The organism is Segatella copri (assembly GCF_026015295.1).
In the GTDB taxonomy this organism is placed as follows: Bacteria; Bacteroidota; Bacteroidia; order Bacteroidales; family Bacteroidaceae; genus Prevotella; species Prevotella copri_C.
This window is the reverse complement of the sequence record NZ_JAPDUW010000001.1, coordinates 2688428-2700306: the sequence shown is the minus strand read 5'-3', so window position 1 is coordinate 2700306 and position 11879 is coordinate 2688428. Positions and strand designations below refer to the sequence as shown.

Below are 11879 nucleotides of genomic sequence, written 5' to 3'. Positions count from 1 at the left end.
TTTGAATTATGGAAATAGTAGTAAAAAGAATAGCAAAGAAGAAGACTTATACGATAGGTCATCTTTATATCCTGAGCGATAAGGATGTGAAACGTACCTGGCGTTCGGGGGTAAAAATAGGCGACAAGCGTATCTTTGAGCACAGCTTCGATAAGGCGAAGTTGGACAAGGAACATTACTTCTGTGATACCCTGGAGCCTACGTGGAGAAATCTCCTGGGTGTCGAACTGAAGCCGGAAGAGGAGGATGGTAGATATAGCAGGGTATCGGGCAAGAAGGCCCGCAAGATACCGGGTCATACGGCGATACCGGAAGGTTCGTATCCTGTTGTTATCTCGAAATCGCCAAGGTTTAAGAAGTGGCTTCCACTGGTGCAGGGTGTTCCTGATTTTGAGGGCATCCGCATCCATGCCGGTAATTATCCCGATGATACGCAGGGCTGCATTCTGGTAGGTGAAAATAAAATACAGGGTGCCGTCTTTAATTCCCGCATCTGGCTGCACAGGCTCATGAATGCCATTACCGCAGCGAGAGAACGGGAGGAGAGCGTTTGGATTACGATCATTTAATGTTGAATGTTGAATGTTGAATGTTGATTTTTGAATGTTGAATGTTGAATTTTTAGTGATTAATTTTTAAAAACAAATTATTATGGTAAAGTCAGTTAATACAAATAAAGTAGAAATGGATAAGAAGGCAGCAGCTGCTGTCGTATTTGAAAACCCTGAATTCGGCAAGATCCGTACCTTGACCGATGAAAATGGGGAGCCTTTGTTCTGTGCAAAGGATGTCTGTAATATACTGGGGTATAAGAGAGCAAATGATGCTGTAAGTCAACTAGTTAACGACCTTGATACGGCGAAACGCCGTAACAAGGTTCCGGGCAGCCTTCGAAAAGATGGAAGCCGAACAGTACGAACTCAGCAGATGCTCTTCGTCAACGAGAGTGGTTTCTATGCTTTGGTTCTCGGCTCTAAGCTTTCTACTGCCGTGAAGTTCAAGAACTGGGTTACGGCTGATGTGCTGCCACAGATTCGCAAGACGGGTGGTTATATCCCGGTGCAGCAGGGAGAGAGCGATGAGGAGACAATCCGACATGCTGAAGAAATTCTCCGTGCTACGCTCAAGGAGAAGGAGAATCTGCTGAAGAAGCAGCACCTGCAGATTGAACAGCAGAAGAAACTTATCGGCGAACAGGATACGGAAATCCGACGCTTGAATGATGTGGTTGATGAGCAGGTAGTTCGCATCGCTAAGAATGGTGATAACATCATACAGTTGGAGAATCAGGTGGGTAATCTTCTGCCTAAAGCATTGTATAGCGATAACGTGCTTGATTCCGTTTCGTGCTTCACTACTACGCAGATTGCGAAGGAACTCGGTATCACAGCCCAGGAGCTGAACCGCTCGCTCTGCGCCCTGCATATTCAGTATTACCAGAGCGGTCAGTATCTTCTCTATGCTGATTATGCTCACATGGGTTTAGCAAAGAGCCGTACCCGCTACAGCGCCTTCCTCGACCCGAAGAGCGATGGCAGACAGGAGAAGATGGGCAGAGCCTACACCCATACCTATCTCGTATGGACCGAACGAGGACGAAAGTTCATCCACGACCTTGCTCAGCGATACTGGGAACTGTGTGAAAAGTAAAAAGCCCCTTCAGGTCGGCGATGATGACCTGGGTGTAGGCTCTTATCTGAGATTCTGACAGATCGCTGATATGCTCGGGAGCGAGGGCGGCGATGTGCTGGCGGCTCTCCATCTCTATCATCGTGGCGATAGGGAGAAGCTTGTGGGCTGTCTTGCCGATGGCTTCTATCGATAACTCGCCTTCTGTTGCCTGCTGGAGGTTCTGGAGATGGGATGACAACTCCTGCTTGACGGTGCTGAGTATCTCGGCTTCTGCCTCCGGATCGCCTTCTGCAAAGGTCAGGAGGGCTGCAAAGCGGGAATTCTTATTGGTTTCCTCTGCCATATCCTCCGCTTCTGATGCTGCATCCTCCAAACCGAGGATTTCTTTCAGCTTCTCTGTGCTGAACGGCTTGAAGAGGCAATCGTCGAAACCGGCTTCTTTCAACTCTCTGATGATGCTGGCATCGTGGGCGGTCATCGCTACTACCTTCATGTGACTGTGGTTGATGTGCTGAATCATCCTGATGCCGTTCATCTCGGGCATTTCGATATCCATCATCATCAGCGCAGGATGCTCGTTGTGGAGCACGGTGAGCGCCTCGGCTACATGCAGACAGGCAAAGACTTGCCAACTGTCGCCTACCAGCTTCTTCAGCATCTCCTGAAGCAGACGGAGCTGCAACGGGTCGTCATCGAGCAGCAGTATCTTGTGATTTTCGAAATGGGGCTTGGCTGGGGTGAGCGGCTTCTGCTCTTCTGCCTCTTCTGCTGCAGGAGCGGTACCTAAGGCAAGCGGAATGGTGACGGTGAAGGTGCTGCCTTTGTCCTTGACGGATTCCAGACGCAGGGTGCCCTGAAGCAGATTGACCAGTTCCTGGGTGATGTTCAGTCCGAGACCGGTGCCCTCGATGCCCTGGGCACTCTTCAGACGGGTAAACGCCTGGAACACCTTCTGTTGCTCTTCGGTGGTCATGCCCTTGCCGGTATCCCTTACCGAGAAGGTGAGGAGGTGCTGGGGACTGATGGATGCCTGGATGGTGACGCTGCCCTTATCGGTATACTTGATGGCATTGCTCACCAGGTTGTTGAGTATCTGACGGATACGGAAGGCATCGGCACGGTAGTAGGTCTGCTGACTGCTGATGCCATCGAGCTCCAGATGCAGTTCCAATCCCTTCTCCTGACTCAGGATCTGCATCTCTCCGGCACACTGGCGGAACATGTCGGCAGGCGAGAAATCTACAGGGTTCAGCTTCATCAGTCCGTTTTCCAACTGGTGATAATCGAGCAGGGCGGCAACGAGCCGGGAGAGATGGGTGGCAGAACCCTTGATGCTGTTGAGACAGGAGATGCCCTGCGGGTTGTCGACATAATCCTTCATCAGGTCGATGAAGCCCGAGATGCTGGCAGCCGGAGCCTTGATGTCGTGGGTGATGGTGAGGAGCAGGCGTTCGCGCTGGTTCATGATGCGCCTGATTTCCTCGTTAGCCTCTTCGAGATTCTCGCGGTAGATGCGTTCCTTCTGCGTATCGCGGTAGATGTAATAGACGAGGATGACGGCGGCTGTGATGGCTACGATGGCAAGCAGACCTATCTGCCAGAGCAGATTCTGGCGCGCCTGCATCGCCTGGTTGATAGCCTGCTGCATCGCCTGACGTTCGCGCTGGTGGATATCGTTGAGCTGCTGGGAGGAGCGCAGGGCGAGGCGGGCATTGGTTATCTGCAAGTCTCTCACCTCGCGGTTGATGGCCTCGTGGTTATCGTGCGTAGACTGCTTCTCCTTGCGGTCAATCTGTTCCAGAATATTGGCTACGTTTCCGGCTAAGTTGACCGGGGTAGAGAGGGTATCGGTGACAGCCTGGTTACTGTCGCGTCTGATGCTGAGCGTTTCGGCATGCTCCTTCTTGAAGGCATCGGCAAGGCGGCGGAAGAAGCCCTTGCGGGTTTTCATCACCTCTACGGTGGTGTTCTTTGCCACATGAGTCTTGGGTGCCTTGGAATGCACGACAACGGAATCTTCGCCACTGTTGAGGCTGTTCATCTTCTCGTGCAGATAGTTGTGGGATGACTTGCCCTGCATGGCGCGGGTAAGCTGCTGCAGATTGTTTTGTTCCTCCTTGAGCAGGTTGGACATGGTGCTGTCGGCTGCCTGTCGCTTTTCGATATAGTCGCGGGTTGCCTGGTTGATAGCGAGCACGGATGTGGTGTTGCGATATACCAACCCTATCGCCAGAATCAGTACGATGGCGACGATGATGTAACCCAGGGCTACCTTGAAAGGAACGTTTGTTTGCTGCATCTTCTTATCTTTTAATGTTTTGAGTCTTTTTGCTATTTGCGTGCAAAGTTAATCAAAAATGCGATATAAACCAACGAAAACAGGAGATAAATGCCAAAATCTGGTCATCTATCTCCTGTTTCATTGAAAGCGACGCGTAATTACTATTTTCTGAAGGTGGATTTACTCTGCTACGGTTGAATCCACTGTTGCAGCTGGTGCCTCAGCAGGTGTTGCTGTTGTGTCGGCTGGAGCTACTGTGTCTACTGGTTCTGAACCTGCAACGTTTACCATTCTGTTACCTGCAAATACATTGCTAACTGATACCATTGCTACTGCTGCGATAACTGCAAATACTAACTTTTTCATAATTCTTTTGTTTTTTAATTGTGAATATTATTGTTTATTAATTCTCTTGCTGAAACTCATTTGCGAGTTCGCTAAATAATATCACAATAGGCGTGCCAAAAAATGATGAATTTAGTTAAGTATCTGATAATCAGTGTGGATGATATTTTGTGCCAGAAACGGGATGTGGGGAAAGTGGGGAAAAGGTGTAGAAAAATTCCCCAATATAGTGTGGAATATATTGGGGAATCGGGGTGTGGCATGTTTACTCCATGCCGTATTTCTTCATTTTGTTGTAGAGTGTCTTGCGGTCGATGGCAAGCAGTTGGGCAGCCTTGCTCTTGTTGCCGTGGGTGGCTCTCAGGGCAGCGGCGATGCTTTCCTGTTCCGACTGTTCGCTGTGCAGCTGCATATTGATAGGTCGGGCTGGGGAGGTCTGTGCCATCGTCTTCTCCAGTTCCTGGGCACCGATATACTTGCCACGGGCGAGCAGGGTGGCGCGCTTCATCACATTGTTCAGTTCGCGCAGGTTGCCCGGCCAGTTGTATGAGGCGATGATTTCGGAGGCTTTGGCATCCAGTCCGAGCACATTCTTGCCCAGTTCCTGGTTGGCGTGCTTGATAAAGAGGTTGGCAAAGAGGAAGATGTCGGCACCTCTGTCCTTGAGGGCAGGCATGTAGATGGTAAACTCGTTGATGCGGTGATAGAGGTCCTCTCTGAACTTGCCTTCGGCTACTGCCTGCGCCAGATTCTCGTTGGTGGCACAGATGAGTCGGATATCCACATCAATCTCCTGCGTGCTGCCCAGCGGACGGATTTTCCTCTCCTGCAAGGCTCTGAGAAGCTGTACCTGTACTTCGTAGTTGAGGTTTCCCATTTCATCGAGGAAAACCGTTCCGCCGTTAGCTATCTCGAAGGCGCCCTTCTTATCCTGTTCGGCTCCGGTAAAGGCACCCTTCTTATATCCGAAGAATTCAGATGCTGCCACCTCCTTAGGAATAGCGCCGCAGTCGATGGCATAGAAAGGCTTGTCCTTGCGCAGACTCTGTTCGTGGATGCTGCGCGCCACATATTCCTTTCCGGTGCCGCTGGCTCCGAGAATGAGCACTGACATCGGGGTTGGGGCAACGAGCGAAACGAACTCGTAGAGCTGCTTGGAAGCCTCGCTTTCACCTTTTATATATCTAGGCACCTCCGTAGCGCCCTGCTGTTCTTCTTGGGGCGCATCCTGCCTGGCGGCAGATTCTGCACGCTGAGGGGCTGAAACCGCAGAAGCAGCCGACTGGATAGCCTCACGGATTTTCTCTAAGAGGATTTCGGGATGGAAAGGTTTAGCCACGTAATCGGTAGCACCCGATTTCATGGCACATACAGCATTCTGAACCTCTGCATAGCTAGTCATTACGATAAAAGGCAGGTGGGCATCGGACTTTCTGATATGCTGGAGCAATACCAGTCCGTCATGGTCGGGCAGGCGCAAGTCGGAAAGAACCAGATGGAATGCATCGCCGGCTCCCATCGCTTTGATGGCAGCGCCTACAGATGTTACCCTTTCTACATTGAATCCTTTCTTTTTGAGCCAAGTCTGTATCATGGTTCCGAATGCCAAATCGTCTTCAACAATCAATATCCTCTTCATAATGTTCTGTTTTATCCTCTTCTAAAATATCGTTATATATAACTTTGTGCAAAGGTACGGAAAAGTTGTATGGAAAGCTATTTAATTCACATTATTTAGCAATAAAACCGACTAAAATTCTACAAACCCTGTTCTATTATCTTATTTTTAGTGAAAAGAACAATTGTTTTCGGATAAAAGCATGCTAGTTGCTTTATTTTTTGTATCTTTGCAAAGATAAAAATAAGATTTAGAGTCATGAATCCGATAGTACAAACCATCATATTGTCAGCTTCGGCGGTGCGCATGTTGCCGCATATCGCTCTGTATCTGCTCCATAAGAAGGAGATAGATGCCGACCTGCTGAAGGTGCAGGACAGGAAGCCTACGGTGCTCAACCTGATTAAGGCATGCACCCGCGAAAGGAGTTTCCGCAATCTGTTTTATTACCGCCTGGGCGAATACCGTTCGGTTTTCATCAGCTGGCTGTTGCCTCCCGAGCGTACGATGACCATCTGGTGTCCGCATATCGGGAAGGGTGCGCATCTGGAGCACAGCTATGCCACCTATCTCAACGCAGAAAGCATAGGTGATGACTTCTACTGTCTGCAGATGGTGACGCTGGGCAACGGCAAGGGCGGCAGACCTACCATCGGAAATGACGTGAAGATTTATACCGGCGCCACGGTCTTCGGCGGCATCCATATCGGCAACCACGTGACGATAGGCGCCGGTGCCGTGGTATTCCAGGATATTCCCGACGGGGCTACCGTGGTAGGGAATCCGGGGAGAATCATTCAGAAATAATCAATTTAAAGATAGAGAATATGAACTATGCATTGATCATAGCCGGAGGTTCTGGCAATAGAATGGGACAGGACATCCCAAAGCAGTTTATGCATGTAGACAACTGTCCTATCATCATCCATACGATGATGGCTTTTCAGAAGCATCCTGATATTCAGGGTATTGCTGTGGTATGTCTGGCAGGTTGGGAAACGGTACTGCAGTCGTATGCCAACCAGTTCTGCATTACCAAGCTGAAATGGATATTCCCTGGCGGAAGCAATGGTCAGGAGTCGATTCACAATGGTATCTATGGCTTGAAAGAGGCGGGGTGCGGTGATGACGACCTGGTGCTGGTGCATGATGCCGTGCGCCCACTCTTGTCGCAAGACATCATCTCATCCAATATTGCCATCTGCCAGAAGTATGGCTATGCCATTACGGGTATCAAATGTAGAGAGGCTATCCTGGAGAGCGAAGATGGTTTCACGACCAACACCAGTATTCCGCGCGACAAGCTGATTCGTACCCAGACACCCCAGACCTTCCGTTTGGGCAATCTGATAGCAGCCCACGAAGAGGCTAAGGAGAAGGGCATCGCCAATTCGGTGGCATCCTGTACCCTGATGGCAGAACTGGGAGGCAGACAGATGCATATCGTGCCTGGTTCAGAGAAGAACATCAAGATAACCACCGTTGAGGATCTGGAGATACTGAAGGCACTGATGAAGGTTCAGCCTGAGGCTTGGTTAAAATAAACATGTTATGATAGGAAATTCACCATATAAGGAAGATATTGCGCGCCTTTTCCGGGAAGGTTTGGAATTGGGGCGTCTGCATGGCAAAACCATTCTTGTGGCTGGTGCTACAGGATTGGTAGGAGGCTGTGTGGTTGATGTGCTGATGCAGAATCCTGCCCGGTGCTACAAGGTGATAGCAGCCGGAAGAAACAAGGAACGTGCCCGACAGAAGTTTGCTGCCTATTGGGAGGATGAATCTTTCTTCTTTGCAGAGATAGACGTTACCCAGCCTGTCATCAAGAGCATGGACAGGATGATAGGGGAACCAGTCTATAATGAGTTGGCTGAGGGCGCTGATTACATCATCGATGCAGCCAGCAATGCGAGTCCTAACTTCTTTAAGCAGAACCCTGTAGAGGTGATGAAGGCGAACATCAACGGCGTATCCAACCTGCTGGAATATGGATTGAGTCACCGCATGCAGCGCATGGTTTATATCTCTTCGGGTGAAATCTATGGCGAGGGCGATAGCTCTGAATTTACCGAGAAGAGCAGCGGCTATGTGGATTGTGCATCGGTGCGTGCCTGCTATCCATCTTCCAAACGTGCTGCCGAAACGCTCTGCATGGCATACGGAGCAGAGTATGATGCCGATGTGGTGATAGCCAGGCTGAGTCATACCTACGGTCCGGGCTTTACGGAGAGTGACAATAGGGTGTATGCCCAGTTTATCCGCAATGTTCTGAAGGGTGAGGATATCGTCCTGAAGAGTAAGGGTGAGGCTTTCCGCTCCTGGCTTTATGTGGTAGATGCCGCCCATGCCATCTTGCGCCTCCTGCTGGATGGCGAGAGGGCAAATGCCTATAATGTGGCTCATTCAGAATCGAATATCTCCATCCGCCAACTGGCAGAGCTGATAGCCAGGAAAGCGGATAGAAAGGTGGTGTTTGATATTCCTGAGGCGGATGCGCAGCAGGGCAATACCACGCCTATCACCAAGGCAACCTTCAGTACGGATAAGCTCAAGGCTTTAGGCTGGAAACCGCTCTTTGATGTAGAAGAAGGTTTCGAACATTCCTTGCAGGAAGTGAGGGAAGGCTAAAGCTTTCTTTTAATCTCATCCCATGTTTCCCGCTTTTCCATGTTCAGATAGTAGCGAAGGTGTTTCTCTACTCTCTGTTCTACGGGTGGAAACTTCATATAGTCGCCAAAGAAGTGGCGCAGATAGGTATCAGCCTGCTCCGGCAGCAAGACGGTGGTATCCTCGAACGGGAATTCCTTGCCCTTGCCGAGCCATTCCTTCGGGAAAATCTCCTTATAGTGGTAGGAACCCGTATTCACCAATACGTTCTTCGCCTTATCGAAGTCATACCGGTGACTCATCTCGTCCATCTGCTGGATGAGGCGGTGGCGCATCTTGCTGCGGCAGAAGAAGGCGAGCGTCTTGATGGCAAAGCGGCCCCAGGTTTCCTTGTGCAGGAGCAGGGAGATGTACTCAAAGAAAGTATTGTGGGTGGTTACGGCATTCAGACGGTTGATGGTCTTCGAGTATTTGCGATACAGCGCCTTTGCCGTTTCCAGGTCATCGTCGGTGGCATCAAGAGGGAAGATATCTACGTAAAGACCGATGATGCAGGGACGCTCCTTCTCCTCGATAAGGGTGGTTTCGCGATTCACGAGTTTGGAGAAATACAGAGGGTATGACTCGTTGTTGTAGGGAGTTATTACCTCGTATTTGCCAAAGTCTTCATGCTTGGCGATTTCGAGCAGACGGTCGTAGTCGGGGCGTGGCATCAGTACGTCGATGTCATCGTCCCAGGGAATCATTCCGTGGTGACGGGCGGCTCCGATGGCGGTGCCGGCACAACAGTAATATCTGAGGTGATACTTGTTGCAGATTTCGATGAAAGCCTTCAATATATCGAGTATTGTGGCGTTCCATTCCTTCTTGATGTTCTTAATATCCATACTTTTTTCTGTTTTACGGCTGCAAAAGTAAGCAAAAAGTTTTGAACTTCAAACTATTTATGCTACTTTTGCATTCTAAAAAGTAAAAACAAGTAATATTCCATATTTATCAGATAGAAACGATGGCAGAATCATTAAAGGAAAAAACCGCCAAGGGATTGTTCTGGGGAGCGATGAACAGTGGCTCTACCCAGGTACTCAATATCCTCTTTGGCATCTTCTTGGCGCGCTTGTTGTCGCCAGCCGATTATGGTATCATCGGCATCCTCACCATATTCACCCTGATAGCGGGCAATCTGCAGAGTAGCGGGTTTACCCAGGCACTGGTGAATATTAGGAAACCCACCGACAACGATTATAACTCGGTGTTCTGGTTTAATGTCCTGGTGAGTCTTACCATGTATGTGGTGCTCTTTTTCTGTGCGCCGCTGATAGCTGATTTCTTCCATCAGCCTTGTCTCACCTCCCTGTCGCGCTTCGTGTTCCTGAGTTTCTTCATCTCTTCGTTTGGCATCGCCCAAAACGGATATATGATGAAGAACATGATGAACAAGGAGATTACCATCGTTAATTTCATGGCTCTGATCAGTTCGAATGTCGTGGGACTGGTACTGGCATTCAACGGCATGGCTTACTGGAGTCTTGCCTGGCAGCAGGTTATCTTTATCCTCGTGCTGAATATAGGAAGATATTATTATACGGGATGGCGCCCGAACTTTCATATCGATTTCGGACCGGTGAGGAAGATGTTCGGATTCAGCGTGAAACTTCTGGTTACCAACATTATCAATACGGTGAGCAACAATGTGTTGACCTTTGTCTTCGGCAGGTTCTATCCGATTAATGATGTGGGTAACTATAGTCAGGCATACAACTGGGACACCAAGGCTAATTCGTTTGTTGCCAATACGGTGGGACAGATAGCTCAGCCCGTCTTGGCTTCTATCCAGGACGATAAGAACCGCGAGTTGCTGGTGTTTAGAAAAATGCTCCGTTTTACGGCATTCCTTTCTTTCCCTTTGATGTTCGGCTTGACTTTGGTATCACGCGAATTCATCCTGATTACGATTCATGAGAAATGGATTGCCAGTGTGCCGCTGTTGCAGATTCTCTGTGTGAGCGGTGCCTTTATGCCGATTTATACGCTCTATCAGAACCTTGCCATCAGCAAGGGGCGTTCTGATGTGTATATGTGGTGCAACATCGGTCAGGTAGTGGGTTTGCTCGCCTTGGTATTGTTCTGTCATCAATATGGCATCCAGACCATGGTGATAGCCTATACCGTGTTTATCATCGCCTGGCTTCTGGTCTGGCAGTGGATGATGAAGCGTGTTGCCGGATTGCGGTTCCTGGATGTGGCAAAGGATATACTGCCATTCATGCTCTGTGCGGCAGCTACGATGGTAGTTACCTATTTCATGACCCGCAGCCTGCAGAACATCTATCTCCTGCTGCTGGTTCGTCTGCTGGTTTCAGCCACCATCTACTTCTGTATCATGAAACTGCTGAAGGTGCAGATATTAGAAGAGTGTATAGCCTTCTGTAAGCGAGGTAGATAAGATTCACCCTCTTGACAGGTACCCCCTTTTTGATGAGTTTGATGATGAGTCGGATGAGGCAGCTCTTAGGCTTGTAGTCGAGCGTCTGATCCACCTTTTCGAAGGCTACATGAGCGTTTGCCGCCCAGCGGTAGGCATTGACGATGCCTATCTCTGTGGCTCTGAGGTACTGATGCTTCTTATCGTTCTGCTCGAAGAAATCGATGAGTCGGCGGGTTGATTTGAAGTATGACAGAAGATTCTTTTCAGAGATGTTGTGATTGTAGGAATTCTCATTGTCGGTGCGGTAGTAATATACTGCATCATCAATGTTCACCTTTTTGCCGTAGAACATGAACTGGGCATTCCAGAAAAGATCTTCCGCATAGTTGATGCCCTCTTCAAAGAATATCCTGTGTTCTATGATGAGCGAACGCTTGTAGATTCTTCCCCACAGACGATTGGTGATGATGTTCTGGCAGACAAGCAGTTTGAGCAGTTTCTCATCAGAAACATCAAAAGGTTTCTGGAGTCTGCCTGCCTTTTCATCGCACCACTCCCGGTAGCCGCCATCAATCAGGTCGGCATGGCTACTATCTGCTTTTCCTGCCAGCTTCTCAACTGCATCTTTCGGCAGCATGTCATCGCTATCGGCAAATAAAAGATAATCGCCTGTAGCCGCCATCAGTGCCGTCTGTCTTGCAGCTCCCACGCCTCGGTTTCTGTCGTGGTGGATGATGCGTACCTGTTGTGCTCTTTCAGGATATTCTTTCAGGAGCGATTGCAGAATGCCGATGCTTTTATCGGGGGTACAGTCATCTACAAAGATGTATTCGATAGACGCATACGACTGCTCGAACAGTGAACGGGCGCACTGTTCGATATATTTTTCTACTCCATAGATAGGGGTTAAGATACTTATTTTCAGCATGATGGTTTTAATCTAAGATACTTGTTATTACCTATTACCT

At 49.2% G+C, this 11879-nt stretch carries 11 protein-coding genes; 6 read left to right on the top strand and 5 right to left on the bottom strand.

Annotated features, from left to right (window positions below; all coding sequences use genetic code 11):
- Positions 1-8: 8 nt before the first annotated feature.
- The gene (locus ONT18_RS11440) at positions 9-569 is read left to right on the top strand and encodes a DUF5675 family protein (RefSeq protein ID WP_264905678.1); all 561 of its coding nucleotides are present in this window, start codon (positions 9-11) and stop codon (positions 567-569) included.
- A 115-nt stretch (positions 570-684) separates the two neighbouring features.
- A complete protein-coding gene (locus tag ONT18_RS11435) occupies positions 685-1650 on the top strand; it encodes a phage antirepressor (RefSeq protein WP_264905677.1) in 966 nt (321 codons plus the stop codon).
- Here the strand turns inward: ONT18_RS11435 and ONT18_RS11430 are convergent.
- From ONT18_RS11430 to ONT18_RS11420, 3 genes are all read right to left on the bottom strand, one after another.
- A complete protein-coding gene (locus ONT18_RS11430; protein ID WP_264905676.1) occupies positions 1604-3931 on the bottom strand; it encodes an ATP-binding protein in 2328 nt (775 codons plus the stop codon). The two genes, ONT18_RS11435 and ONT18_RS11430, sit on opposite strands and share 47 nt — an antisense overlap.
- 162 nt (positions 3932-4093) lie before the next feature.
- Positions 4094-4279 carry a hypothetical protein gene (locus ONT18_RS11425; RefSeq protein ID WP_264905675.1) on the bottom strand — a complete coding sequence of 62 codons (186 nt, stop codon included), beginning with the start codon at positions 4277-4279 and terminating at the stop codon, positions 4094-4096.
- A 244-nt stretch (positions 4280-4523) separates the two neighbouring features.
- The gene (locus tag ONT18_RS11420; protein WP_264905674.1) at positions 4524-5897 is read right to left on the bottom strand and encodes a sigma-54-dependent transcriptional regulator; all 1374 of its coding nucleotides are present in this window, start codon (positions 5895-5897) and stop codon (positions 4524-4526) included.
- 237 nt (positions 5898-6134) lie between these two features.
- On the opposite strand from ONT18_RS11420, the gene ONT18_RS11415 reads away from it, so the two are divergent.
- The 3 genes from ONT18_RS11415 to ONT18_RS11405 are packed head-to-tail and all read left to right on the top strand — an operon-like array spanning position 6135 to position 8504.
- Entirely contained in the window at positions 6135-6683 is a 549-nt protein-coding gene (locus ONT18_RS11415; RefSeq protein WP_264905673.1) for a serine O-acetyltransferase, read from the top strand.
- A 20-nt stretch (positions 6684-6703) separates the two neighbouring features.
- Complete coding sequence (locus ONT18_RS11410; RefSeq protein ID WP_022120364.1) at positions 6704-7420, top strand: IspD/TarI family cytidylyltransferase; 717 nt, start codon at positions 6704-6706, stop codon at positions 7418-7420.
- Positions 7421-7427: 7 nt separating this feature from the next.
- Entirely contained in the window at positions 7428-8504 is a 1077-nt protein-coding gene (locus tag ONT18_RS11405) for an NAD-dependent epimerase/dehydratase family protein (protein ID WP_264905672.1), read from the top strand.
- Here ONT18_RS11405 and ONT18_RS11400 read toward each other — a convergent pair.
- Positions 8501-9370: a LicD family protein gene (locus ONT18_RS11400; RefSeq protein WP_264905671.1), complete on the bottom strand. Its 870-nt coding sequence runs from the start codon at positions 9368-9370 to the stop codon at positions 8501-8503. The two genes, ONT18_RS11405 and ONT18_RS11400, sit on opposite strands and share 4 nt — an antisense overlap.
- A gap of 122 nt (positions 9371-9492) precedes the next feature.
- Between ONT18_RS11400 and ONT18_RS11395 the strand changes: the two genes are divergently transcribed.
- Positions 9493-10929 carry a lipopolysaccharide biosynthesis protein gene (locus ONT18_RS11395; RefSeq protein ID WP_118139785.1) on the top strand — a complete coding sequence of 479 codons (1437 nt, stop codon included), beginning with the start codon at positions 9493-9495 and terminating at the stop codon, positions 10927-10929.
- On the opposite strand, the gene ONT18_RS11390 is transcribed toward ONT18_RS11395, so the two are convergent.
- Complete coding sequence (locus ONT18_RS11390) at positions 10865-11839, bottom strand: glycosyltransferase family 2 protein (RefSeq protein ID WP_264905669.1); 975 nt, start codon at positions 11837-11839, stop codon at positions 10865-10867. The genes ONT18_RS11395 and ONT18_RS11390 overlap by 65 nt on opposite strands.
- Positions 11840-11879: the final 40 nt, after the last annotated feature.